The 25,841-nt window shown below is 41.9% G+C and carries 21 protein-coding genes and 1 tRNA gene; 7 read left to right on the forward strand and 15 right to left on the reverse strand.

Annotation, left to right across the window (positions count from 1 at the left end; translation table 11 throughout):
• Positions 1-1,302, forward strand: a 1,302-nt coding sequence (locus LPH68_RS18075) for a mobilization protein (RefSeq protein WP_230297055.1), incomplete at its 5' end; no start/stop codon positions are given.
• Positions 1,303-1,390: 88 nt separating this feature from the next.
• A complete protein-coding gene (locus tag LPH68_RS18080; RefSeq protein WP_117463697.1) occupies positions 1,391-1,744 on the forward strand; it encodes a nuclear transport factor 2 family protein in 354 nt (117 codons plus the stop codon).
• A gap of 445 nt (positions 1,745-2,189) precedes the next feature.
• On the opposite strand, the gene lnu(AN2) is transcribed toward LPH68_RS18080, so the two are convergent.
• The 3 genes from lnu(AN2) to LPH68_RS18095 all read right to left on the reverse strand — a co-directional run bounded on the left by lnu(AN2) (position 2,190) and on the right by LPH68_RS18095 (position 4,344).
• Positions 2,190-2,702 (reverse strand): lincosamide nucleotidyltransferase Lnu(AN2), encoded by a 513-nt coding sequence (gene lnu(AN2) / locus LPH68_RS18085; protein WP_009038171.1) that lies wholly within the window; start codon positions 2,700-2,702, stop codon positions 2,190-2,192.
• Between the two features lie 24 nt (positions 2,703-2,726).
• Entirely contained in the window at positions 2,727-3,932 is a 1,206-nt protein-coding gene (mef(En2), locus tag LPH68_RS18090; RefSeq protein WP_118773623.1) for a macrolide efflux MFS transporter Mef(En2), read from the reverse strand.
• A gap of 327 nt (positions 3,933-4,259) precedes the next feature.
• Positions 4,260-4,344, reverse strand: a tRNA-Ser gene (locus tag LPH68_RS18095).
• Positions 4,345-4,585: 241 nt separating this feature from the next.
• Between LPH68_RS18095 and pflB the strand changes: the two genes are divergently transcribed.
• Positions 4,586-6,814, forward strand: a complete 2,229-nt coding sequence (pflB, locus tag LPH68_RS18100; RefSeq protein WP_149959050.1) for a formate C-acetyltransferase — start codon at positions 4,586-4,588, stop codon at positions 6,812-6,814.
• A gap of 15 nt (positions 6,815-6,829) precedes the next feature.
• Positions 6,830-7,558: a pyruvate formate-lyase-activating protein gene (pflA, locus tag LPH68_RS18105; protein WP_004308786.1), complete on the forward strand. Its 729-nt coding sequence runs from the start codon at positions 6,830-6,832 to the stop codon at positions 7,556-7,558.
• A 27-nt stretch (positions 7,559-7,585) separates the two neighbouring features.
• On the opposite strand, the gene LPH68_RS18110 is transcribed toward pflA, so the two are convergent.
• From LPH68_RS18110 to LPH68_RS18120, 3 genes are read right to left on the reverse strand one after another with little or no spacing between them, the layout of a single operon-like run.
• A complete protein-coding gene (locus tag LPH68_RS18110) occupies positions 7,586-8,029 on the reverse strand; it encodes an N-acetylmuramoyl-L-alanine amidase (RefSeq protein ID WP_004308787.1) in 444 nt (147 codons plus the stop codon).
• Complete coding sequence (locus LPH68_RS18115) at positions 8,016-8,207, reverse strand: hypothetical protein (protein ID WP_022199419.1); 192 nt, start codon at positions 8,205-8,207, stop codon at positions 8,016-8,018. The genes LPH68_RS18110 and LPH68_RS18115 overlap by 14 nt, the downstream gene beginning before the upstream one ends.
• Positions 8,204-8,707: an HU family DNA-binding protein gene (locus LPH68_RS18120; RefSeq protein ID WP_004305836.1), complete on the reverse strand. Its 504-nt coding sequence runs from the start codon at positions 8,705-8,707 to the stop codon at positions 8,204-8,206. Before LPH68_RS18120 ends, LPH68_RS18115 begins: the two co-directional genes overlap by 4 nt.
• 193 nt (positions 8,708-8,900) lie before the next feature.
• Between LPH68_RS18120 and LPH68_RS18125 the strand changes: the two genes are divergently transcribed.
• Together LPH68_RS18125 and LPH68_RS18130 are read left to right on the forward strand one after the other, a co-directional pair.
• Positions 8,901-9,131, forward strand: coding sequence for a DUF4248 domain-containing protein (locus LPH68_RS18125; RefSeq protein ID WP_004305834.1), 231 nt, complete (start codon positions 8,901-8,903; stop codon positions 9,129-9,131).
• Between the two features lie 87 nt (positions 9,132-9,218).
• A complete protein-coding gene (locus LPH68_RS18130) occupies positions 9,219-11,336 on the forward strand; it encodes a BT4734/BF3469 family protein (protein ID WP_008643152.1) in 2,118 nt (705 codons plus the stop codon).
• A 248-nt stretch (positions 11,337-11,584) separates the two neighbouring features.
• Here LPH68_RS18130 and LPH68_RS18135 read toward each other — a convergent pair whose 3' ends face one another.
• From LPH68_RS18135 to LPH68_RS18165, 8 genes are all read right to left on the reverse strand, one after another.
• Positions 11,585-11,890, reverse strand: coding sequence for a helix-turn-helix domain-containing protein (locus LPH68_RS18135; RefSeq protein WP_004325432.1), 306 nt, complete (start codon positions 11,888-11,890; stop codon positions 11,585-11,587).
• Between the two features lie 101 nt (positions 11,891-11,991).
• Entirely contained in the window at positions 11,992-12,237 is a 246-nt protein-coding gene (locus LPH68_RS18140; RefSeq protein ID WP_004308791.1) for a hypothetical protein, read from the reverse strand.
• 8 nt (positions 12,238-12,245) lie between these two features.
• Positions 12,246-12,380, reverse strand: coding sequence for a hypothetical protein (locus LPH68_RS26635; RefSeq protein ID WP_008643149.1), 135 nt, complete (start codon positions 12,378-12,380; stop codon positions 12,246-12,248).
• A 126-nt stretch (positions 12,381-12,506) separates the two neighbouring features.
• Complete coding sequence (locus LPH68_RS18145; RefSeq protein ID WP_008643147.1) at positions 12,507-13,766, reverse strand: family 16 glycosylhydrolase; 1,260 nt, start codon at positions 13,764-13,766, stop codon at positions 12,507-12,509.
• 28 nt (positions 13,767-13,794) lie between these two features.
• The gene (locus LPH68_RS18150; RefSeq protein ID WP_225449727.1) at positions 13,795-15,087 is read right to left on the reverse strand and encodes a RagB/SusD family nutrient uptake outer membrane protein; all 1,293 of its coding nucleotides are present in this window, start codon (positions 15,085-15,087) and stop codon (positions 13,795-13,797) included.
• On the reverse strand, positions 15,088-15,411 hold the full coding sequence (locus LPH68_RS18155; RefSeq protein WP_225449726.1) for a hypothetical protein: 324 nt from the start codon (positions 15,409-15,411) through the stop codon (positions 15,088-15,090). It lies immediately after the preceding gene.
• A gap of 12 nt (positions 15,412-15,423) precedes the next feature.
• The gene (locus tag LPH68_RS18160; protein ID WP_008643144.1) at positions 15,424-18,507 is read right to left on the reverse strand and encodes a TonB-dependent receptor; all 3,084 of its coding nucleotides are present in this window, start codon (positions 18,505-18,507) and stop codon (positions 15,424-15,426) included.
• A gap of 156 nt (positions 18,508-18,663) precedes the next feature.
• On the reverse strand, positions 18,664-22,656 hold the full coding sequence (locus tag LPH68_RS18165; protein WP_128859276.1) for an ATP-binding protein: 3,993 nt from the start codon (positions 22,654-22,656) through the stop codon (positions 18,664-18,666).
• Between the two features lie 153 nt (positions 22,657-22,809).
• Between LPH68_RS18165 and LPH68_RS18170 the strand changes: the two genes are divergently transcribed.
• Positions 22,810-24,375: an ATP-binding protein gene (locus LPH68_RS18170; RefSeq protein WP_055235411.1), complete on the forward strand. Its 1,566-nt coding sequence runs from the start codon at positions 22,810-22,812 to the stop codon at positions 24,373-24,375.
• Positions 24,376-24,481: 106 nt separating this feature from the next.
• On the opposite strand, the gene LPH68_RS18175 is transcribed toward LPH68_RS18170, so the two are convergent.
• Positions 24,482-25,837: an MFS transporter gene (locus LPH68_RS18175; protein ID WP_055235398.1), complete on the reverse strand. Its 1,356-nt coding sequence runs from the start codon at positions 25,835-25,837 to the stop codon at positions 24,482-24,484.
• Positions 25,838-25,841: the final 4 nt, after the last annotated feature.

A 25,841-nucleotide genomic window follows, 5' to 3' on the forward strand; every position in this document is an offset into this window, starting at 1 on the left:
AGAATCTATGTCGTTCCCGAACTTTCCACCGATAACGAACAGTGGATAAATCCCGACTTCGGCACTCCCGAACTGCGAACTCATTATGACAATATCAAGCAAATGGTCAAGGAAAAGACCGGACGTGCCATGCAGGAAAAGGAAAGGGAACGCAAGGGAAAGAATGGAAAGATTATCAAGGTGGCGGGATGCTCACCCATCCGTGAAGGAGTATTGCTTATCAGACCGGACACCACACTGGCTGATGTACGCAAATTCGGTGAAGAGTGCCAAAGACGCTGGGGCATCACTCCGCTACAGATTTTCCTGCATAAAGACGAAGGGCATTGGCTGAACGGTCAGCCGGAAGCAGAAGACAAGGAGAGCTTCCAAGTCGGTAACAGATGGTTCAAACCAAATTATCATGCTCATGTCGTATTCGACTGGATGAACCATGAAACTGGAAAGAGCCGAAAGCTCAATGACGAGGATATGGCAACCATGCAGACCCTTGCTTCCGATATTCTCCTGATGGAACGTGGACAGGCAAAAGCTGTCACAGGTAAAGAGCATCTGGAACGAAATGATTTCATCATTGAGAAGCAGAAAGCCGAACTGCAACGTATAGAGGAAACCAAGCGACACAAGGAACAACAAGTAAGCCTTGCCGAACAGGAACTCAAACAGGTAAAAGCAGAGATACGCACGGACAAACTAAAGAAAACAGCCACCAATGCTGCTACCGCCATAGCAAGCGGTGTAGGTTCTCTTTTCGGAAGCGGTAAGCTGAAAGAACTGGAACATCACATCGAGCAGCTACATCAGGAAATTACCAAACGGGACAAAGCTACTGATGAATTAAAAATTCAGATACAACAAATACAGGAACAGCATAGCAGACAAATTCGTAATCTTCAAAGAATACATAATCAAGAACTTGAAGGCAAAGACAAGGAAATATCACGATTGAGCACCTTGCTTGAAAAAGCCCACAAATGGTTTCCCATGTTCAAAGAGATGTTGAGAATGGAAAAATTATGCGCTGTTATCGGGTTTACCAAAGACATGATAGAAAACCTCTTGACAAAGAAAGAATCCATACAATGTAGTGGCAAAATTTATTCCGAAGAACACAGGTGGAAATTTGACATCAAGAATGATATTTTTAGGGTTGAGAAACATCCGATGGATAGTGGTAAGCTTATGCTGACCATAAACCGACAACCCATAGTACAATGGTTTAAGGAACAATGGGAAAAGTTACAGCAGAATCTACGTAACTCGGTGCAGAGAGAGCAAAAATCCAGAGGATTTAGAATATAGAATAGCCTATTATTAATAAAATCAAGTATCTATGCATCCAAACAGATTGTTTTTATTACAGAATCAAAATCCTAAGAATTTATAAAAAATGAAGCCTAAAGAAGTTTTGGAAAAATGGATAGATTGCTTTAACAAAGCAGATGCTTATCATATAGCAGAGCTGTATGCTACTAATGCAGTAAATCATCAAGTCGCAAACGACCCAATAATAGGTAAAGAATCAATCTACAAAATGTTTGTGAATGAATTTGCCACTGCTAAAATGGTTTGTATGGTGGAAAATATTTTTGAAGATGGCGAATGGGCTATCATGGAATGGAAAGACTCTCTTGGACTTCGTGGATGCGGATTTTTTCATGTAAAAGATAACAAAATCGTCTTTCAAAGAGGGTATTGGGATAAACTTTCATTCTTGAAGCAACACAATCTTCCAATTGAATAAGTACTATCAGAATACGGACTGGGAAATTGAAATACCCAGTCCGAGTTATATAATGAATTTTACTTGTTAAACTATTTAAAGTCAGTTGGATAACAAACCATACCTTTCACATTCTCAGTAGCTCCAGGTATTAATTCAGCCACCATGCAATATTCATGAGAGACTTCGAAAGGAAATTCAATTCCTAAATCGATAGCCTTGCGATAGCCAAATCGAGGATAATACTCTTTATGCCCCAATACGACTGCTGTGCCGTAACCCAAAAGTGCTGCCCTCTGATGGGCTTACTGAATCAACATCCCCCCCAATTCCCTTACGCTGGAATTCCGGCAAGACTGCCAATGGAGCTACACTCAGGGATGTGACAGACTGGGTGTCACTGTCTATCTTTACTTCTGTAAGTAAGATATACCAGACAATTTGTTTTTCTGTCATTTTCTTGTTCTTATCTAATTGTTAGGCTCATTGTTGTTATACATTGTTTAATTATAGATAAATCGTGAATATCCTTCTCTCTTAAATCGTAGCCCGAATGGAATACTTGTTGCCCTTTTGCAGAAATGCAAGGGATGCTTCTGCCTTCAAAGACTGCTGTTCCAAAATAGTCCGGTTGAAATTCATACCAGCCTCCATCCAAGTCGGCTTGTTTGGAAGTGCCGTCCGCATTCAAGACAAAAGGATGGATATCAATATAGCCTAATTCTTTGCTATACAGTTCCATACGGGTGGGCAACCAATTTGTTTCAATTTGATATCCTCTCTCCTGCAAAAGATCAAGGAGTTGGTCTGTATAATTGGCATCAAAATCAATGTCAATATCTCTATGCAAGCGGGTTTGCTGTCCGTACAAGACATCCACTCCCCAGCCTCCATCCAACCAAAACTGCATGTCCAGGCTTTCCAACAAGTCCAAAACTTGAAATAACTCTGTAATCGTAGTGTGTTCTTTCTTTGTCATATAATAATTCTTTAATAAATAATACTATGCGTAATTATCCAACTGCTTGATTGAAGAAATAAAATTTGCACCCACTCCAATCAGAAAGATAACCCATCCGCTGATCATAAAGACGGATGTGATACCCCATGCTTCCACCCAATATCCTGAAGCTACGATACCCAGCATTGATGGAAAGGTACTCAAACTAAAGATGAGAGAAAAAGTCCGTCCAAGCATGTCCGAAGCCAAGTTCTGCTGAATAATAGCGATGAAAAGCGCATGGTAAATGGAATAGGCTATGCCTCCTGTAAATGTTAGGCAAACAAAACCTATAAATGCGCTTGATGGTAAATAACTGGCGCTAATCAGATACAATCCCAATATCACATAAGCCGTATGCATCACTAATGTTTGCTTGCTTTTCAAAGCCTTACAGGCAAGTACTAAACCGCCCAACAATGCCCCTGAGCCCCAACCCATTTCCACAACTCCCATTTGCAAAATGTTTCCGTTGAAATGCAGAAGCGTCATAAAAGGAAATAACGTAAAAACAGGCATAAGGACAAAAGTCACCAGCGTAAAGCATACGAATAAAGGCAAAATGCCCATTGTACGCCGCAAGGTATGCCAACATTCCGTCAGTTCTTTTTTGAAATCTGGAAGAACTTTCGTTTTTTGAAGAGAAGGAATCTGGGCACAAAGTAAGGTCAGACAAGCAGCAACAGCTCCGATCACATCTATGAGCAGAATATACTGTATGGGAAGCCAAACAACGAGGCTTGCCCCTACAACGGGAGCTATCACCTCACTGAAGGATTGAATGGAATGGTACAAACCTGATACCCTGACAAGATGGTGCTTGGGAACCAGTAGAGGGATGCTTGCCTGTAAAGCAGGTGCATGAAACGTACTGCCTATTGAACGACAAGCAGTCAATAGATAAAAAAAAGAAAGGTCTTTATAACCCTTGGTTATCACAATAAAAAGACATAGGGTACAGAACGCGATGAACAAGTCCGAATAAAACATCGTTTTCTTTCGATTCCATCTGTCAACATAGACCCCGGCAAACAAGCCTAATACAAATTGTGGTAAAAATCCAGCTAAAATAGCCAGAGATAAAGCTGTCGGGGATTTAAATTCGTTGCTAATCCAAAAAATAATGGAGAAGCCAACAATCGTACTTGTTAAAATAGATATGAGTTGGCCTATTCCTATCACGGCCAAAGTTGATTTCCAATGATTCATTGTGCTAATATTTCATGCGTTTATAGATAAGTACTTTCGTACATTAAGCAAAACGAAATTCTATCCACACAAAAAACTTGTATTATAATCCACTCCTGACGTTGGAATACAATAACAAATACTTTCAGGACGATGTAAAGTCCTGAAAAATCAAACTGAATGGATAGATAAATATTAGTCTTTTCTCATCGGATTCTTTTAATATCGCTACTCTTTTATTATGTAGTGGTTGTATTATCTTAAATAAAACAAAAACCCCCGACTTTACATTCTTGGGTGTAAAACTGGGTGTTTGTTTTGCAATTTGCTGATTTTCAGCGTTTGTTGCGGAGAGACAGGGATTCGAACCCCGGGTACCTCGCAGTACAACGGTTTTCAAGACCGCCGCAATCGACCACTCTGCCACCTCTCCAAAACTTCTTTATCAGAAGTGCTTTTCGTTAAAAGCGGTGCAAAGGTACGAATATATTTTAAACTTACAAGAGTTTTCACAAAAAAAAATCACGAACATCATTTCCAAAGAATAGCAATATCTAGGTATTTTATGTTGAAAAGCATAAAATAGAGCATATTTATGCTGATTATATGAAAAAACGTTGTAACTTTGTGCGCTCTAAAGAAAAGGATAACTACAACCTCTAATTTTATCATTTATGGAATTAAATAAGATCTTTAAAGACGGTCTTTGGAGCACAGAAATCAACGTAAGAGATTTCGTTAGTCACAACATCACTCCGTATTATGGAGATGCTTCTTTCCTCGAAGGACCTACCGAACGCACAAAAGCTGTATGGAACCGCTGCCTCGAAGCACTGGCAGAAGAAAGAGCCAATAACGGCGTACGCTCACTGGATAATGTCACCGTCTCAACCATCACTTCTCATAAAGCCGGATATATCGACAAAGAAAATGAACTGATCGTCGGTCTGCAGACAGACGAACTTCTGAAACGTGCCATCAAGCCTTTCGGAGGTATCAACGTAGTGAGCAAAGCCTGCCACGAAAACGGCGTGGAAGTGGACGACCGTGTAAAAGATATATTCACTCACTACCGCAAGACGCACAATGACGGAGTATTTGACGTATATACCGAAGAAATCCGTTCGTTCCGTTCTCTGGGATTCCTCACCGGACTTCCTGACAACTATGCCCGTGGACGTATCATCGGCGACTACCGCCGTATGGCTCTCTATGGTATCGACCGACTGATTGAGGCAAAAAAAGAAGACTTGCGTAACCTTACCGGTCCGATGACCGAAGTCCGCATCCGCCTGCGCGAAGAAGTGGCAGAGCAAATCAAGGCATTGAAAGACATGAAAGTAATGGGCGAATACTACGGACTCGACTTGAGCCGTCCTGCCTACACCGCACAAGAAGCAGTACAATGGGTATACATGGCTTACCTTGCTGCCGTAAAAGAACAAGACGGTGCTGCTATGTCACTAGGTAACGTCTCTTCGTTCCTCGACATTTATATGGAATATGAATTGAGCAAAGGAACCATCACAGAATCTTTCGCACAGGAGCTGATCGACCAGTTTGTCATCAAACTGCGTATGGTGCGTCACCTGCGTATGCAATCTTACAACGACATCTTCGCCGGCGACCCGACATGGGTAACCGAATCCCTGGGTGGACGCCTCAACGACGGACGTACCAAGGTGACAAAGACTTCTTTCCGCTTTCTGCAAACACTCTACAACCTCGGCCCTTCACCGGAACCGAACCTGACTGTATTGTGGAGCCCGGAACTGCCGGAAGGATTCAAAGAATTCTGCGCAAAAGTATCTATCGACACTTCTTCCATCCAATATGAAAACGACGACCTGATGCGTGAAGTGCGCCAGTCTGACGATTACGGAATCGCATGCTGCGTATCTTATCAGGAAATCGGAAAACAAATCCAATTCTTCGGCGCACGTTGCAACCTGGCAAAAGCCCTGTTGCTTGCCATCAACGGCGGACGTTGCGAAAACACCGGTACGGTAATGGTGAAAAATATCCCCGTACTAACCAGCGACACACTGAACTTCGAAGAAGTAATGAGCAACTACAAGAAGGTATTGACAGAAATCGCCCGTGTTTACAACGAAGCGATGAACATCATCCATTATATGCATGATAAGTATTACTACGAAAAAGCCCAAATGGCTCTTGTAGATACCAACCCACGCATCAACCTTGCTTATGGTGTAGCCGGACTTTCTATCGCCCTCGATTCACTGTCGGCCATCAAATATGCCAAAGTGACCGCACGCCGCAACGACATCGGTCTGACAGAAGGTTTCGATATTCAAGGCGAATTCCCTTGCTTCGGTAATGACAACGACAAGGTAGACCACCTGGGTGTTGACCTGGTCTATTTCTTCAGCGAAGAATTGAAGAAACTTCCGGTTTACAAAAATGCCCGTCCTACTTTATCTTTGCTCACCATCACTTCCAACGTGATGTATGGCAAGAAGACAGGTGCTACTCCCGACGGACGCGCCAAAGGTGTCGCTTTTGCTCCGGGAGCCAACCCTATGCACGGACGTGACAAGAACGGTGCCATCGCCTCTTTGAGTTCCGTAGCGAAATTACGTTACCGCGACTCACAGGACGGTATCAGCAACACTTTCTCCATCGTCCCCAAATCACTGGGAGCTACTGAAGAGGATCGCGTAGAAAATCTGGTGACAATGATGGATGGCTATTTCACCAAAGGCGCTCACCACCTGAACGTGAACGTACTGAACCGTGAAATGCTTTACGATGCCATGGAACATCCGGAAAAATATCCGCAACTCACCATCCGTGTTTCCGGTTATGCCGTAAACTTCGTGAAGTTGAGCCGCGAACATCAATTGGAAGTTATCAGCCGTAGCTTCCACGAACGTATGTAATCAGATCTACTCAATATGACGATAAACGTACATTCATACGAAAGTATGGGAACATTCGACGGGCCGGGCTTACGGCTCGTCGTTTTTCTTCAAGGATGCAATTTCCGCTGCCTGTATTGTGCCAACCCCGACACGATAGCCGGAAAAGGAGGCACACCTACCCCACCGGAAGAAATCGTCCGCATGGCTATGAGCCAACGTCCTTTTTTCGGGAAACGCGGAGGAGTCACTTTCTCCGGAGGAGAACCTACGTTTCAGGCCAAAGCACTAGTCCCTTTAGTGCGTGAACTGAAAGAAAAGGGAATACATGTATGCATAGACAGCAACGGCGGTATCTGGAACGAAGAAGTAGAAGAACTTTTCAAACTGACGGATCTTGTATTGCTGGATATTAAAGAGTTCAATCCGGCACGCCATCAAGCACTGACCGGAAGAAGTAACGAGCAAACCATCCGCACGGCAGCATGGCTGGAAGAAAACGAGAAACCTTTCTGGCTGCGTTATGTATTAGTGCCCGGATACAGCGATTTCGAAGAGGATATCCGCCGCTTGGGAGAGGCTCTGGGAAAATATAAGATGGTGCAACGAGTGGAAATCCTGCCTTATCATACATTAGGCGTACATAAGTATGAAGCGATGGAGCAGGAATACAAGCTGAAAGACGTAAAAGAAAATACCCCCGAACAACTTGAAAAAGCCGCGGAGGTATTTAAAGAGTATTTCACTACTGTGGTGGTCAATTAACCACCACAGTAATAAATAGGATAAAAATCACCATGTCTCTGCTTTCACCTCGAAACAGGGACACTCTTTGATCCGCTCCCAAGGGTCAACAATTCCATTATAATTGGTGTCAGGACTCAAGTCCCGATGACCGACCACCTTTGCATCCGGATAACGCTGCAACAACTCGTTTACCAGACGATGCATCGCCTCTTTCTGGCGGGAAGTACGCGTATCTGCTGCCTTTCCGTTCTCATCCAGCCCGCCTTCATAGCACACTCCTAAACTAATCGCATTAAAACCGCGTGCATGAGCACCCACCGTATCTTCATCCCTCATCGGCTCTATCTGTCCCGACTTGCGGATATAATAATGATACCCCCAACAAGAAAAGCCCCGAAAGCGATGGGCAGTGTCCACATCCTTCGCCGTGAAGTCGCGATCAGCACGGGTAGCAGAGCAGTGAATCACAATCAGACTAATCTTTCTCATCGTCCTTCTCCCTTTCCGTCGTTTTCACATTACACACTTCCTTATGGGTAGCATTGAAGCGCACCTCTCTCACAATTCTGTTCCGCTTTCTTTTTCCGAAGAAAGGCACAAGGAACATAATTACATCCAAAATCTTAGTTACAATTTCTTTCATTTGATTCAATATTAAAGTTATCATGCTGCCGGATCCGGAGCTTCTCCGCTTCCACCACCGTCTGAACCACCACCGGAACCTTTGTCATCGTCTTCTCCTTCATTGCCGCTACCGCCCGTTTGGGCCACCGCACGCGTCGTTACCTGCTGGTAGCTAAGAATCTTCGTGATGTCCGCCAACGTCTTTCCGGGACGAAAAATAATATGGGCAGCCGTAATCAGCGAACTTGAAAACTCCTTGACCGACACAGCTCCTTCACTGTTCAACCCGATCTGCAAACTACCCAAATCACCCAGCCGGACTATTCTTCCCGCTTTCAACGCACGCTTCGCCTCATAAAGAATACCCGAAATGGCGGCACGCACATCTGTCTCCGTACAGGTAGACCGGCTGGTGATTCCCTCGCACAACTCTTCAAAATCCAACTCTCCCGAAGCCTGTGCCTGCGCATAATACTTTGCCGACTCATCCTTTTTGGCAGGATTCTTGCGCGGCACTACTGAATAAGTTACTGTCATTGCCATAATAAAATAATTTTAAATTTTCATACATTTCGAACGCGTTCCTTATTTGTTAACGACATAAAGATAACACATTTTCCATCCTCCGGATTCCCCAACGAAGTTTCCTGATACTCTATGAATAATAATGACGTTATTCTTTTAATAAGCCATTAATTTTCAGTAACTTTATAGCATAAACCAAATACCATTCATCATGTATTATCCGGATCAGCCGTTTCATATCCGCACTTATAAAAAGTCGGAACTAGCTCATCTTTACAACCCCAACGTATGCCTTAAAGTAGCCTTACAAATACTACGTCGTTGGATTGTCTACAACCTTCCGCTCCTGCAAGAACTCGAACAAGAAGGCTATCGTGCCCGCAACCGCCTTCTCTCTCCCCGGCAAGTGGCAACGATCATACGCTATTTGGGAGAACCCTAGGAACTTAATCAAAAAAACGAAAAGTTCCATTCTATTATTTTACAAACAAATTTCTTTGCAACCGCAAATTAAAAAGAACAAACCAACATGGATCATTTTACCATCTTTCAAGACTTTTACCGCGTCATAGCCGAAATGACAGAAGAAGAAATCGTATCGGCCATCAGCAACGGCACATACCGGGAAACGGTGGAGGACGTGCGCCGAATCTTCGCGGAACAAGGCGAGAAAGCAGCCAACGAAAAGAAAATAGAACTACCGGAAATCACCTTTTCAGCCAACTACCGGGGAGGACGTTCAAACGCAACTCTCGTCAAGTATCTGGGATACATCGTAGTAGACATCGACCATCAGACACAGGAAGCATTGGCACGCATCCTCGCACTGGCAAAAAAGTGTGCCCACACCCGCATCGCTTTCATCAGCCCCAAAGGAATGGGACTGAAAATCGTGGTACGTGTATGCCGGACGGACGGGACATTGCCCGAAACGATTCAGGAAATTGAAGATTTCCATCATGCCGCTTATCACAAAATCGCTTCCTTTTATGCCCAGCTCTGCGGAGTTGAGGTCGACACTTCCGGACAGGATGTCAGCCGCACTTGCCTGTTCTCTTACGATCCGGATATTTATTTCAATCCCGATGCCACAGCTGTCATCGTGGAACAGCCACCGATGTTCTTCAAGTCTCAAAAGAAGAAAAGAGCATCCGGCAAAAAGAAAAAGACGACAACACCAGACAACAATCCCCTCACCGAACAAGTGGCACTCAACTACCATTCCTCGCACGCTTCCTTAATGGTGACTCTGAACTATTATCACAATAAATCCGAAAAGTACGTCACCGGCAACCGGAACAACTACCTGCATTGCCTGGCTTGTATGTACAATCGCTACGGCGTCCCCCAGGAAGAGGCGGCAGCTTTTATCAAGAGCCAGTTCACCGATCTTCCCGAGGATGAAATGGACGCACTAATCGGGAGTGCTTACGGACACAACGAGGAATTCGACACCCGCAAGCTGAATAGTACGCAGAAGCGAATGTTACAGATTGAGCAACATATCAAAGAAAATTATGATACACGCTACAACGAAGTGCTTCATATCATGGAATATCGCAGAAGGAAAACGGACACGGAGCAACCGGAACCTTTCCATATTCTCGACGAAATGATGGAAAACAGCATTTGGATGGAGATAAACGAACTAGGCTATTCGTGCACCGTCAAGACGATTCAGAATCTGATCTACTCCGACTTCAGCATCACCTACCATCCTATTCGCGAGTATTTAGACTCGCTGCCTGAATGGGACGGAACGGATTATATCGGTATCCTTGCCAACAGCGTGCATACTAGTCACCAGAAATTTTGGGTAGAATGTCTGGAACGTTATCTGGTGGGAATGTGCGCTGCCGCCACGCAAGATGATGTGGTGAACCACACTGTTTTGTTGCTTTGCAGCGAAATACAGAACATCGGAAAGACTACGTTTATCAACAACCTGCTGCCGCCCGAATTGCGCGCCTATCTTTCTACCGGTCTTATCAACCCGAACAACAAGGATGATCTGGCCAAAATAGCGCAGGCGATGCTTATCAATCTGGATGAGTTTGAAGGGATGAACGGACGGGAACTGAATATCTTCAAGGATTTGGTTACCCGCAAAGTAATCAGCATCCGCCTGCCATACGCGCGGCGTTCACAGAACTTTCCTCACACGGCTTCTTTTGCCGGCACATGCAATTATCAGGAAGTGCTTCACGACACCACAGGTAACCGCCGTTTTCTCTGCTTTCATGTCGACTCGATGGAGTTTATCAAAATAAACTACGCGCAGTTGTATGCACAAATCAAGTATCTACTCAACAAGCCGGGGTATCAGTATTGGTTCACCCAGTCGGAAAACTCACGGATTGAAGAGAACAACGAGGATTTCATTTTCCACTCATCGGAAGAAGAACTGGTGTTGACACATATCCGCAAACCGGAACGTTTCGAAAAGGTGCATTATCTGACGGTCACTGAAATTGCGGAATTGATTCGCGAACGGACGGGGTATCAATATTCTCATGGAACCAAAGCCCAACTAGGAAAAGTGATGTCCAAACACGGCTTCGAATTTCATAAGGGAAAAAACGGGAGAAGATACACTGTATTCATTATTGATACGGAACAGGTGAAATCAAACAGGCTATATGAATAAGATTTCATCTCCTTCGCACGCAAAAAGGTGAGGGTTGGTGAGGGTACTTTTGCAACTTTTCATTTTTATATTTCTTATTTCTATTCTTCTATTTTCTTCTAAAAAAAAATACGAATGTTAGAAATTTACCCTCACCTACCCTCACCTTTTTCCTTTTTCTTCCTCTTTCTTCCTCAAAAAAACGGTGGGAAATTTGAAAAAGACAGTTATCTTTTTCAAATTTCCCACCATGTTTTTTTAATCGCTTCTTATAAAGACATCGAAAATTCGATCCTACAACCTAACGCATTCATGATGCGATAGAAGGTAGAAACCTTAGGTTCTGTCTGACCACTTTCCACTCTTGAAATATAAGAACGGTCGGAACCGATACGCCGAGCTAATTCTGCTTGAGTAATCTTAGCCTTTTTCCTTGCGTCTTCGATAATTTGCCCGGTGTAGAAAGCATACGCTTTTTCTTCTGCTTCCGCACGAGTAACAGTTCCTTCCTTACCAAAACGCTCATCTATTAATGCGCTGACGTTAAAGAATTCCTCATTTGTTTTTGCTTCCATAATACTCCTTTCTTAATATCTTTGCTTTTTCAATTTCTTTCTTTGGAGGTCAATATACGAATTGTTGTTCAACTATACAACAATCGTCTTTTTATTTTATATTATTTTTCCTCAAATTCTCCGGCACGCTTTTTCTTCTCATAAGACACCAGCGTCTCTACACTAAGCGTTTTCCCATTCTTAGGGCTTATCACATCTACAACGCTTGCTAACGCACGAAAAGTCTGTTCGCAATTTGCTATTCCGTCATACGTCAACCTACCCCGATTGATGGCATCGAGCACAACAGAGACATATTGCTTCGGATTTCCCCGATACTCGATGATGACAGGCGTGAGATGCGACATCTCTCGAGTCAGTTGACTGACGATTCTTTTTTTTGGTCGAGCAGATCCATTAATTTTTCACTATGCACATTGATTTGTGCATTTACTTCACGAAGTTCATCTTTCAATGAACAAAACAATTCATCATTACATGAATTTTCCATAAAACTTTTCATTTAATTGATTATAAAAAAGCCATTTCGAGGAAACATTACAATTATGATTTCCCCGGAATGGTGCAAAATACCTATTAAAAAACTATATAAAACTTTCGTCTATGTTATTACCAATTACTTTTTCTGATAGACTCTTACATAATCAACCTCATATCTCATGGGAAAGAGAGAATTGGAAGGGTCTCCGCCATTACCTCCGATAGCTAAATTTAGTAAGATATAATGTCCGAATCCATCTATATCATTACTGAAAGGATTTTCTGTATTACCATTCCAACCTTGATTTTGAGTTTCTGACGAATTTATTTCATTTAACAACTCACCGTCCAAATAGATACAAATCTTGCTGGCATCCCAATCCATACGCCATACATGATATTTATTCATCCAGTCGGCATCTCTGTCAATGAAATGAGTAAGAAGAGTTGTAGAACGATTCCAAACAGCTACCCATTGTTGCGGAGAGCTCCAACAAGCATTCGCCAATATATTCCGCTTGCCATTGACCAAATAACACTCCATAATATCAATTTCTCCATTCATCGGCCAATCCCATGTATTACCCAGTGTCCAGATTGCCGGCCATGAGCCTTCTGCAGAAGGTAGTTTTGCCCTAACCTCAAAACGGCCATATTTGAAGACATGGCTGTGTTGGGTAGTCAGCGAACTGGATGTATACTCCGCCACATTCCGGTTCGTTTTCCAGTCTTCACTTCCTGCCTGATAGTTGGGATTCACTACTTTCTCTTTCTTTCCTTCAATAATCAGGCAACCGTTGCTGACACTCGCATTCTTTTCTTGATACCATTGCAATTCTTCATTGCGCACAAAACCGGTTTCGTAGCTCCATTCGTTGCTTGGCTTACCATCGATATTGAATTCGTCAGACCAGGCTAATTGATAACCGTCATAATCCGTTATCGCTTCATCTTTATCCAAAGGATGGTATTCTTTGCCTGCGCCTAACGTTTTCACTTGTTGCGCATAGCCATAATACTCCTTATCACCTACTTTGAGATAGGGTCTGATATAGTAGGAAGTATTCTCGGACAACCCTTCCAGTTTCATCTTGAAAGAAGAGAAATCATTCTTTCCCGAACCAGAATACACCGATTTTTCATCCGAAACCGTAGGCGTCACTACTCCCTGCGAATAACAGATTCCTTTATCCTGAACGGACAAGTCGCCCGTTCCCGCAGCCTTTACCTCAATAGTAGAAGTAACTTCGTGACTGTCAATCTTGTCTATTGTCATAGAAAGAGTTACGCTTATCTTCTCACCCGGAACCTCATTGTCGGTTGTGCTACCACAACCGATCAATGAAAACAGAAAAGAAGATATGAACAAAAAAATCAATTCATTACACTTCTTCATTATCTTTTTCTTTATTGATTACTTTCGTTTATTTCCATAATTCGTTTTGTTCCAGATTCGGATTTGCATCCGTCTCATGCAACGGTATCGGCCATACGTATTCCATTTCGCCCCGATAATTGCGATATTCATATTGAAGTTGATTATCCGCAGCTTCCTTATTAATCCGATCCACTGCATTCTTCAACTCTTTCCAACGATAAAGGTCAAATAAGCGTAAGCCCTCAAAAGCAGTTTCCACTCTGCGTTCGTGGCGAATCACCTCTCTCAATCCCGCTTGATCCAACTGTCCGTTTTTACTTTCTATCTCTCCCACTGTATGCATCTTCACCCTGTTTCTTACTTCATCGACCAATCCTACTACTTCATCATAACTATAACCACCTTTTTCCACCAATGCTTCAGCCAACGAGAGCAAGACTTCCGCATAACGTATGATATAAAAATCCTGCCCGCTATCAAAAGAGCCGGAGCTACTTAAAGAAGGATTAAAATATTTCAAGACATAAAGAGTTGAGTTAGAAGGGGCAGATCCACCATAAGCATTAGGCCATTTATCGTTCCAACCATCCCACGGGGTAAACAATGTTACTTTCAGACGAGGGTCACGATTGTTATAACGAGTAGTATTAGGATCCCACAAATCAGGTTTTCCTTCGGTTGTCAACCCATTTACAATCTTTTTATCCGTAGTCGGTTTACCGGTAGTTATATCATAAAAGGCATCCGCCAAATCAATCGTTCCATTCATAGCCTCCAAAGGAGCGTCATAATGCGGGGCCATCGCGTTACCTTCTTCTTTGCCGGGACCTTCATACCGAACACTCATAATGATTTCATTGCATTGCTCGTTTGCTTCGGTAAACAGATCCATATACGGATTATCCCCTGTTTTGTATAATGAATATCCCAACTCCTTTACTTGGCGATATGCGCTGATAGCTTCGTCCCATTTCTCATTGTAGAGTGCCAGTCGCCCCAATAATGATAACGCCGCTCCTTTGGTCATCCTTCCCCATGAAGAAGCCGTCGGAGGAAGAACTTTCGCCGCATCTTTCAAATCTTTCATCACATCTGCTACAATAGTGGCGCGGTCTGTTTTTGCAGCTTTCGCATCTGTAACGCTTTGTATAGAGGTAAAATAAGGTACATCATGATACAACATTGTCAGATTCGTATACATTAAGGAACGGAGTACCACAGCTTCCGCTTTATAAATTTCAACCTTTGAAGCATCCATCGGCACTTTGTCAATGTTACCAATCAACGCATTACATCTTTTTATTTCTTCATAAGCCCCCATCCAATATGATGTCACCATCTAGGAACTGGATGTGTGAATACCGTTACAAATATCATATCCCGGCATCCATCCCGTCCAATTAAAATGTCCGCCATTATCTGTCATACAATCCATAGCCAACGGCCCTCCTCCTTTATAAAGATCTCCATTGTACAGAAAGTTATTCTGTAATCCGTCATAACAAGCCGCCAATCCACTTAACGCATCATCTTCACTGGTCCAGAATGTTCCGGATGACACAGCTACCAAAGAATCTCTCTGCAAGAAACTGTCGGAGCAAGAATGCAATGTAACCGCAATCGTTGCGCACACCAAAAGGATGTATGTATTTATTAGTTTCATCTTCATTTATTTTTAAAATTTCACATTCACGCCGAAAGAATAAGTACGGGTATTGGGATGCACATCATTCCGCATATCCCCGCTGCTTTTTTCCGGATCATAATTTTTCAAAGGAGTAAATGTCAATAGGTTTGTTCCCGCCACATAGAAGCGTACATTCTGCACGCCGATTCCCTTCAACCAATGAGCAGGAAAAGTATAACCGATTTCCATGTTCTTCAACCTGAGATAATCCGATTTCTTCAACCAGAAAGAAGAATATACTTCGTTCTCGGTGTTACCCAGACGCGGCATACTACCGTTCGGATTGCCTTCGCTCCATCTATCGAGCCATTCCGTGGTCATATTGCCACCATTGGAGATAGTAGCCTGCGACCAGTTGTAGCGATATATACCGGCAACTCCCTGCCAGAACGTACTGACGTCTATCCCTTTCCACGAGAAACCCAGATTGAACGAATAACTCATTTTTGGGAACGGATTACCAATAATCACCCTGTCATCCGAAGTCACATTTCCACTGTCGTCGGTATCTTCGTACATGATATCTCCCAAAGCGGGCATCGTCCCATCTTGCTTGATTACTTCTCCTTTACTGTTGGTGCGGTTCAGGTCTGCTTCCGTACGGTATATACCTATTGCTTTCAGTCCGTAATATGCGCCAATCGGATATCCTTCACGGTTGATAGTAGTCTCCCACTTCTGATCGATCCCTCCACTATCATCTACAATCTTGTTTCGTACGGAAGAAAGATTGAATCCCACATTCCACGAGAAGTCACCTTTGTGATCAAAATAATTGGCAGAAAGCTCCCAACCTCTGTTCTGCACTTTTCCAGCATTTTGAAGCGGAGCATCCAGAAAACCGATGTATGTATAAGGCATTGCCAGTTTCAAAAGGATATCGGAAGTCAGCTTGTTATACCAGTCGAAAGTGATGGAAATGCGTCCTTTCCAAAAAGAAGCATCAAAACCAACATCTGTAATAGTGGTCGTTTCCCATTTTATTTTATCATTAGCCACTATATTATCTGCCATACCAATCACTTTTTGATTGCCAAAATAGTAATTATATTTGGCTGCCATCGTGGGAGCATAAGAATAGTTACCTATTTCCTGATTTCCCAATTTACCCCAACTACCACGAAGCTTGAAAGAAGTGAGTGGCTCTACATTCTGCATGAAAGATTCATTGGTCAAGACCCATGCAGCCGAAAAAGAAGGGAAATTGGCATATCTGTTCGCCTTTGGCATACGGGAAGAACCGTCACGACGAATATTAAACTCAAATAAATAACGATTGTCATAATTGTAATTGACACGCCCGAAGAAAGACTGCAACGCATATTCGGCCGCACTTCCCGTTGCATTAGGATTGGCTGTGGCAGCATCCAGTTCATACAGATTGTCGGTTGACAAATTCTCTTTATACGCATTGGTCAAATCTTCTCTCCACGCTTGAACCGAATGTCCGAGCAAGGCAGCGATTTCATGCTTCCCTATTCGCACATTATAGGTGAGTATATTCTCATTCGTATAAGTCGTGCTCAAATAATGATAATCATTCACACTATTTGTTCCCATTGTATTTAGCACATTCCCGTCCGCATCATATACTCGCATATCTTTAGGAACAAAAGTAGAAACATCATTCATGAAGAACTTATAGGCAAGACTGGAACGAAATTTCAAACCTTTCCAAATATCCACTTCTGCAAAAACATTCCCATCGAAATGATAAGAATAATCATCTTTTTTCCCTTGATATAATTCCTCTACCGGATTCTTGAAAACAGTTTGAGAAATAGAAGTACCATCCACACATCCCCAGTGTCCATTGGAATATTTCACCGGGACAGTTGGACGCGTGTACCATGTAAGAGCACGCATCAAGCCATCTCCCGTTATATTTTTAACCGGAGCATCCGTCTTTTCTTTACTTCCGGCCAAGTTCAAACCGATTTTGACAATTCCTAACTTTGCATCTACATTGGAACGGAAGTTAAAGCGTTCGTAACCTGTCTCTTTCAAAATGCCACTCTGGTTGAAATAAGAGGTAGAAATCATATAATGTGTATCTTTTCCTCCTCCACTGACGGAAAGGTGATGCTGATGCATCGCTGCCGTATGAAACAATTCTCTTGCCCAATCTGTATTAGCAAAATGATCGGGATCGGAACCATCTTGAATCTTCTGCAACATTTCAGGAGTATAAAAGTCAGTGCCTTGAGCATCATTATACATTTTCGCCCAGTCATAAGAGCCCACATAATCGGGTAATACGGTTGCCTCTTGAAGAGCAATGCTACCGGAATAAGAAATGGCAGGCTTGGATTCCATTCCTCTTTTGGTCGTTATCAGGATTACTCCGTTTGCCGCACGTACTCCATAGATGGAAGCAGACGCCGCGTCTTTCAATACGGACACATTGTCGATATCACCTGCAGGAATTTGAGCTATCTGAGCAACGGATGCTTCTACTCCATCAATCAAAACCATCGGATCATTATTGCCACTCAAAGTTCCGACACCACGGATACGAATTTCAGGGGTATCTTTACCTGCCTGCGCACCATTATTGGTCAGTACCACACCTGGCAGACGCCCCTGGAGCATATTTGTTGTATTGGCTACAGGCATCGTATTCACATCCTTAAAATTGACAGAAGCAACAGAGCCGGTCAGATTGGCTTTTTTCTGTACTCCATATCCCACAACTACCACTTCTTCGAGTTGCTCGCTATTTTCTCTTAATATAACCTTCAGCGACGTTTTTGCAGGAGATGCAGTCACTTCTTCCGTTCTATATCCGATAAAGGAAATCTGCAAAATAGCAGTTGAGGAAACTGAAATTCCAAAATGTCCTTTCACATCAGAGATAGTTCCGTTGGAAGTTCCTTTTTCTGTAATACTCGCACCAATAACAGGCTCACCGCTACTGTCTGTCACAATTCCGGAGACAGTGATCTTTCTTTGTTGCGTTGCAGCACGGGCAACAAGTCCCAATGACAAGTAAATACAAAGCAACAAGATCGAACGAACTACGACTATCGGCACCGAACAAATAGCCTTTTTCAAAAAGTTCTTTAGTTTCATGGCTAATACATTTAAGTTTAACAAAATATTTTTCTGCAATATTAGCGCACATACAGAAAATGGTTGGATTCGAAAAAGACAAAGACTAACACAAATCGGACAAAATACCGATTTCACAGTATTCTGTCCGATTTGTATCTATAAAAGGAGAGAAAATTAATGAGTATCCAATAGCATATATTGCTTGGGAGTCATATTAAACTCTGCGACGAAACATCTTGAAAAATAGGAAGCATTGGTATAACCGACCATATACATGACCTCTGAAACGGAGAATTTCTTTTGAGCCAACAGCACTGCCGCTTTCTTCATCCGGATTTGACGGATATAATCGACGGGACTAGAACCGGTGAGCTGTTTCAACTTCCGATATAACTGCTTACCGTCTATATCCATCAAATCGGAAAGCATCGTCACATTGAATTCCGTATTCTCCATATTTTCTTCAATAACGCTCACCACCTTTGCTAGCAGGATTTCATCATTGGACTGAAAAGACTCCTCAACCACCGGCTTTGAAATGTTCTCTATCCGTATTCTCTGCTCCAGACTATTGCGTCTTTCCTGCAACTGAACCAAACGGAGAGAAAGCTTATCAATATCAAATGGCTTGGGCATAAATATATCAACTCCTGCTTTGATGCTATTCTTCTCGGTTTCAAGATCATCTTTCGCCGTCAGCATTATCGCCGGAATGGAGGCTGTAGGCTGATTGCGACGTAACACCCGGCAAAATTCAAGACCGCCCATTTCCGGCATCATTTCGTCTACAATAATCAAATCGACTGTGTTTTCCCGAACAACGGAAAGTCCTTCTTTTCCATTGAAAGCCTTCAAACAACGATAAGTCTTTGAAAAAGTCTCTATCAGGAAAGATACCATTTCCTGATTGTCATCGATGATTAACAGTACGGGGAAAGAATTATCTTCTACGATGCCTTCCTGAATATCGCTATGTTCTTGAATGGGAACCCTGTTTTCATCCGACAAAGGGAACTCCACTTTCACCGTAGTGCCGTAGCCTTCTCCCTGACTATGGACTTCTATTCTTCCACCATGAAGTTCCACAAATTTCTTAACGATATAAAGCCCGATGCCACTGCCGTTCGTATGCTTTCGACCGGTCTTGCTTTGGTAAAAACGAATAAAGATGTAGGAGAGGTCTTCTTTCTTGATGCCTATCCCGTTGTCGGATACCACAATCGTATTCCTGTCTCCCTCTTGCCTGATAGCGACATGAATCTCACCACCCGATTCGGGCATATACTTCACTGCATTGGAGATAATATTGACAAATATCGACTCTATCTTCAGGACGTCCAGATTCATCCAGATCTCTTTTTGATTGGAAGCAAAACTTTTAAATATCTTCTTTTCCGCGAATACAGGAGAGAAACTCTCGACTATGTTCTTTAAAAAAGCACAAAGTTCTATATGCGAACGAATAAGCACATTTTCGCTATTATACTCCATCTGCTTGAAATTCAGCACCTGTTGTATCAGAGTGTTCAAACGCAATGAATTCTGATGAATAAGCTCCAGTTTTTGTTTGCTTTCCTGATTTTTCGTCTCACTGATCAGCTTACTCAAAGGGGCGATAATCAGACTAAGCGGTGTCTTCAACTCATGGGATATATTCATGAAGAAATCCATTTTCAAGTTGGATAATTCCAGCGTTTTCTCCTTTTCCATTCGTTCATACCGACGCTTCATCCTCAACTGAATACGCCACAGTATCAACCATGCAATGCACAAAAATATCAGTATATAAATGGTGTAAGCATACAAGGTTCTGTACCAAGGAGGTAAAATGGTTATTTTAAAGTTTGTGACTGATGAAGCGGTAGAGGTATCGTTCCCGTTACGAACTTTTATAGTATATCGTCCCGGTTCCAGATTGGGTAGGAAGATGCGGTTTTGAGCTACTTCCAATTTAGTCCATACGTTGTTTGCCCCGTCCAGACAGTAATAAAAAGCTCTGTCTGTTTCCGGCGAATAAGTAAACGAAGAAAATTCGAGTGTCAAATTACTCGTCGAATAATGCAGTTCCACTTCATTCCGATATTTCACACTTTTCCCTTCATAATCAAGGCCCGGCATCAAACGTCCTTTGCTATTCCAGATAGAAGTAATAGTAACCGGAGGCTCCGATGAAACAGTGTTTTGCGCCAACATCGTAGAAAGACAAGCTATTCCATCCTCACCACCCCATAACAAAAGCTGATGTGAATCATCTAAGAAACAAGACAAGTAATAATAGTTGGGAATTGAAATATTTTCTTTCTGCAATGTCTCTCTATTAAGTACTGATATACCTTCCGTATAGGAGAACCACAATTTCTTCTCCTCAACCGTAAATGAATATACATGGCTTCCCTCTGGCAAAGTGCAAACTTTCTCTACATAACCGGAGAATATATGAAGCCTGTAAATGATGCGCTCTGTCGAATACCAAATATAGTCATTGCCATCATAAATCATTTTATCCAGATAAATATCTTTCTTTTCAATGTGATTATTCCGAATATCAATTCTAACCAGGCCTTCTTGTGTATTCACCCAGACAAAGCCGTTTTTATCGACCTCTATTTTATACACTATATTACTCAAAGAAGGGGACGAACCATTTGCATCCGAATAGTTTTTCTCTGCCAGATAGGGAATGGTGTTATCACCGGCAGTCAGTTTATTCTTATTCACAACAAATAATCCTCCCAGATAAGTGGCAATCCACAAACGTCCTTTCTCATCTTCATAAATATCATAAGCCCAATTTGCATTCTTCAGTCGGGTAGCATTAAGGATAGCGTAATGAACAAATCTGCCTGTATTTACATCATATCTGGCAATTCCGCCGTCGGTAGCTATCCAGATATCCTTATCTCTATCTTCATAAATACATCTGATGCGATTGTGAGGAAGAGCGTGTTCGTTGTCTCCCGACCTGAACCAATTAATCTTATATTGTCCTTCTTCTGCACCGGACACTTTGTTCATCAATATAAGTCCGTTTATCCCTCCTAACCAATAATTTTCTTTTGAATCTTTTAAAATTGTGGTAAACTGATTTCCAATTCCATTATCGGTTATTTCTGAAATATGGATAAAATGAAAAGTCGGATGATAAACTGCTAATGAGGATCCCCGATCTGTCCCCAACCACACATTCTTGGCTTTATCTGTAAAAGCACACCAAACAATATTATTACACAGCGATTGTTTGTTTCGGGAATCATGAACAATATGCTCTAATTTATGAGATTCCACTCCATAAATATACAGTCCGTTGTCTGTACCCACTACTAAGTCTTTCTTTCCGTCCAGAGTTAATGTTTTAAATGAATTGGCAGGGAAAGAAGGTATTTTATTAATCTGCCGGGTGTCAGGAATATATTGAAACAAAGCTCCTTCCGTACCTACCCAAAGGCAGTTTCGCCCTTCATCCCATAGTAAAGAGTTAACCATTTCATTTTCGTACTGCTCCGGCAAAGGAAGCCTTTCTCTCTTTTTTTTTATCGGATTATAAAAGCTCAATCCACCATAGGAACCAATATATAATTTAGCTTCTGTAGGAACTAAAGAATAAATAATAGTTTGTTCATCAGATGCTGTTAATGGTACACTCATCAATGAATCTTTTTCAAAATCATAGCAATATAAATCTTTATCGCGCGAACCAATCCATAGCTTTTTATCAAACAGAGCCAAAGAACGTACTGTTCTTATCTTTTTTAATTGTGCATTAACTGGTTCATATTGTTCTGTAAACAAATTGAAAAACAAAATTCCCCGACCTGTACCTAAACATAAACGGACTGAATCTATCTGCACTATTGAAAATATATCCTTCGTTTCAGAATCTGCTTCCAACACATAATCCTGTATCCGGTAGCCGTCATAACTAAACAACCCGTTCTTCGTACCTACCCATATCAATCCCGAATTATCCTGAAAAATCGTATTTACCTGATTGGCATCATGAGGTAGAAGTATATTTTTAAAACTCTTATATTGATTTCCATAGCTGAAAGGAAAGGGCTTACTATTAGCTGCACAAACTTCGAAAATAGTACATAATAATAGAAATAAAAAGAATAGTCTATTTATGTAACTCTGCCACCTTAGTGTGTTGTTCGTGATTTTATTCATAATGCTTTGTTTGCACAAATGTATTGTTAATAGAAATAAAAACAAAATTTTAATATCATATATTTCTAATGCATCCTGTTTTTAAAGTATTCATTTACCATTATCTAGAAATTATTGCTACCTTTGATGTGTATAACAGCTAAAGAACCGAATATGTATGACTTGATGCGTAAACTTCCTATTGGAATACAGACCTTTGAGGATATCCGAAGGAAAAATTATTTATATGTGGATAAAACGGCATTGGTATGGCGAATGGCGAATATGGGAAAGCCATATTTCCTAAGCAGACCACGCCGTTTTGGCAAAAGTTTGTTGTTGTCTACATTTGAATCCTATTTTTTAGGTAAAAAAGAATTGTTTGAAGGTCTTGCCATTGAGAAAATGGAAACTGAATGGAAGGAGTATCCGGTTTTACATATTGATTTGAACGCAGAAAAATATGATAAACCGGAGAAGTTAAATGAAATTCTTAGTAATCATCTGACTCAATGGGAACTTAAATACGGGAAAGGGATTGACGAGAGAACCCTTTCTTCACGATTCGGGGGTGTTATTCGCCGGGCATGCGAACAAACAGGTCAACAAGTAGTGGTATTGGTGGATGAGTATGATAAGCCGCTTTTGCAAGCTATCAACAATTTAGAACTTCTCGACGATTACCGCCAGACATTGAAAGCCTTCTACGGAGTGCTAAAAAGTGCCGACCGCTATCTGCGATTTGTATTTCTTACCGGAGTGACAAAGTTCTCGCAAGTCAGTGTATTCAGTGATTTGAATCAATTGAACGACATCAGCATGAAGCCTCCGTATGCTACGGTCTGCGGCATTACCCGGCAAGAATTAGTTGATACTTTCACACCTGAACTCAAAAACCTGTCGGAAGCCAACCAACTGACTTTTGAAGAGACACTTCAAAAAATGACTGCCACTTATGATGGTTATCATTTCTGCGAATTTGCTGAAGGAGTATTCAATCCCTTCAGCGTACTCAATTCTTTCGACGGATGCAAATTCGATAGTTACTGGTTTCAGACAGGTACTCCTACATTTTTAGTTGAACTGCTGCAAAAAAGTGAATACGACCTCCGTACTTTATTAAGCGGAATTGAAGTTCCGGTTTCTTCTTTTGCAGAATATAAAATGGATGTTAATAATCCTATTCCGCTGATTTATCAAAGTGGATATTTGACGATTAAAGACTACGACAGAGAATTCCAAAATTATCTATTAGATTTTCCAAACGATGAAGTCCGCTATGGGTTCATGAACTTTCTTGTACCGTTTTATACTCCAATGAAGAACAATGACCAAGGATTTTATATTGGAAAATTCATCCAAGAACTCCGAACTGGTGATTATGAAGCTTTCCTCACCCGTCTCGAAGCCTTCTTCGCAGGTATTCCCTATGAGTTGAACGACCAAACCGAACGTCATTATCAAGTTATCTTCTATTTGGTATTCAAATTAATGGGGCAATTTACAGAAGCCGAAGTCCGCAGTTCGCGTGGGCGTGCCGACGCTGTGGTTAAAACTCCTAAATACATCTATGTATTTGAATTCAAGCTGAACGGAACGGCCGAAGAAGCACTCAAACAGATTGATGAGAAAGGATATTTGATTCCTTATAAAGTAGACCATAGAGAAGTGGTAAAGATTGGCGTGGAGTTTAGTGCTGAAAGTAGGAATTTAAGTCGCTGGCTGGTAGAAATCAAGTAATAAATATAAAGCCATTCCAGGAAGAAAAGCAATCATTACTTACTTCCCGGAATGGTGACTAATACCTCGAAAACAAAGACTTATATTCTAACCTAATGTACTCACTTTAATTCACTTCTTTTGATTTTGCATTCCAAACGAACAAGGCAAACAACACTGAAAGTAGAGCTGAACCAATCCAAAACCAATTGATATACGTGAAATCATAAACGTCAACGCCATTCTGAACCGTCTTTTGACCTTCTATTAATATACCGCTCATCATGTCTTGCAATCCGGCACCGATGTAACTGGCAATGCCGACTACTCCCAATGCAGCACCCGAAGCATTACGGGGAGCAATATCCACTGCCATCAAACCACCCAGAAAGCATATCAAAACTCCGATACCTAAACCGAAAAGTACCATTGCCAACACGTCTATCCAAAAATGTACGCCCGGAACCAAGAGAAACAGACAAAGTGCTATTACATTCATCAACCCAAATACTAAAGCTGGAATATTACGACTGCCGGAAAACATTTTATCGGAAATGATACCGGAAAACACCGTTCCAATGATCCCACAGATAGAACTGATTGATATTATAAAACTGGCATCCAGCGTAGAATATCCCTTTTGAGCTTCCAGATAGAAAACACCCCAACTATTTACCGCATAGCGGCTAATATACATAAATGCACTGGACAGAGCCAAAATCCAAATTGCAGGATTCTTCAAGACAGCCTTTTGTGCTTTGTTGAAATCTTCCGTTTGTTTACCAGACAAAGAATGGGAATCCACAGATGAAGAATTTTTGTTCAACAAGAATCCCTGACTCTGTGGCGTATCACGCATAAAGACAAGCATCATAAAGAAACCTAATATCCCAATAATGCCAGCTCCAATCATCCCATACCTCCATCCCATCCAACTGACTAACAAGGCTATGGAAATAAAGGTTAATGCTTCACCCAAATTATGACTAGCAGACCAAAAGCCGTAAAAAGTTCCCCGTTCTTTACTACTGTACCACCGAGTGAGCGAAACCACTCCGGATGCTGCTCCCATCGACTGAAACCAACCATTCAATCCCCAAAGTAAAGCAAAAGCATAAAAGGAGCTAGTGAAACCTAAACATAAATTTATCAAAGCGGAACACAATAACCCGGTAGACATAAAACGCCGAACATTACTACGGTCAGCAAGAAAACCATTCGTCAACTTACCCACTGCATACACAAAAAACAGACAGGAACCGATGATTCCTAATTGCGTTTCGGAAAATACTCCCTCCTCTACAATTGGCTTGCGCACTACATTCATGCTAAGACGACAAACATAGTAAATGCCATATCCGGTAGTAGCCGACAAAAATGTAGCCCAACGGATGCGCTTAAAGCGGGAAGAATCTTCTGAATCAGTCTCTCCCCCGGCTAGCGGGGAAGAGATTTTATAAAAATCCAATATTTTAAATGACATAACC

It is taken from the genome of Bacteroides sp. 1_1_30 (genome assembly GCF_020982715.1).
GTDB lineage: Bacteria > Bacteroidota > Bacteroidia > Bacteroidales > Bacteroidaceae > Bacteroides > Bacteroides xylanisolvens.

What these genes read in the sequence shown, in the direction of transcription:
- LPH68_RS18080 (WP_117463697.1), top strand. Translation starts at nt 1,391, where the DNA reads ATGAAGCCTAAAGAAGTTTTGGAAAAATGGATAGATTGCTTTAACAAA.
- pflB (WP_149959050.1), top strand. Translation starts at nt 4,586, where the DNA reads ATGGAATTAAATAAGATCTTTAAAGACGGTCTTTGGAGCACAGAAATC.
- pflA (WP_004308786.1), top strand. Translation starts at nt 6,830, where the DNA reads ATGACGATAAACGTACATTCATACGAAAGTATGGGAACATTCGACGGG.
- LPH68_RS18110 (WP_004308787.1), bottom strand. Translation starts at nt 8,029, where the DNA reads ATGAGAAAGATTAGTCTGATTGTGATTCACTGCTCTGCTACCCGTGCT.
- LPH68_RS18115 (WP_022199419.1), bottom strand. Translation starts at nt 8,207, where the DNA reads ATGATAACTTTAATATTGAATCAAATGAAAGAAATTGTAACTAAGATT.
- LPH68_RS18120 (WP_004305836.1), bottom strand. Translation starts at nt 8,707, where the DNA reads ATGGCAATGACAGTAACTTATTCAGTAGTGCCGCGCAAGAATCCTGCC.
- LPH68_RS18125 (WP_004305834.1), top strand. Translation starts at nt 8,901, where the DNA reads ATGTATTATCCGGATCAGCCGTTTCATATCCGCACTTATAAAAAGTCG.
- LPH68_RS18130 (WP_008643152.1), top strand. Translation starts at nt 9,219, where the DNA reads ATGGATCATTTTACCATCTTTCAAGACTTTTACCGCGTCATAGCCGAA.
- LPH68_RS18135 (WP_004325432.1), bottom strand. Translation starts at nt 11,890, where the DNA reads ATGGAAGCAAAAACAAATGAGGAATTCTTTAACGTCAGCGCATTAATA.
- LPH68_RS18140 (WP_004308791.1), bottom strand. Translation starts at nt 12,237, where the DNA reads ATGTCGCATCTCACGCCTGTCATCATCGAGTATCGGGGAAATCCGAAG.
- LPH68_RS26635 (WP_008643149.1), bottom strand. Translation starts at nt 12,380, where the DNA reads ATGGAAAATTCATGTAATGATGAATTGTTTTGTTCATTGAAAGATGAA.
- LPH68_RS18145 (WP_008643147.1), bottom strand. Translation starts at nt 13,766, where the DNA reads ATGAAGAAGTGTAATGAATTGATTTTTTTGTTCATATCTTCTTTTCTG.
- LPH68_RS18150 (WP_225449727.1), bottom strand. Translation starts at nt 15,087, where the DNA reads ATGGTGACATCATATTGGATGGGGGCTTATGAAGAAATAAAAAGATGT.
- LPH68_RS18155 (WP_225449726.1), bottom strand. Translation starts at nt 15,411, where the DNA reads ATGAAACTAATAAATACATACATCCTTTTGGTGTGCGCAACGATTGCG.
- LPH68_RS18160 (WP_008643144.1), bottom strand. Translation starts at nt 18,507, where the DNA reads ATGAAACTAAAGAACTTTTTGAAAAAGGCTATTTGTTCGGTGCCGATA.
- LPH68_RS18165 (WP_128859276.1), bottom strand. Translation starts at nt 22,656, where the DNA reads ATGAATAAAATCACGAACAACACACTAAGGTGGCAGAGTTACATAAAT.
- LPH68_RS18170 (WP_055235411.1), top strand. Translation starts at nt 22,810, where the DNA reads ATGTATGACTTGATGCGTAAACTTCCTATTGGAATACAGACCTTTGAG.
- LPH68_RS18175 (WP_055235398.1), bottom strand. Translation starts at nt 25,837, where the DNA reads ATGTCATTTAAAATATTGGATTTTTATAAAATCTCTTCCCCGCTAGCC.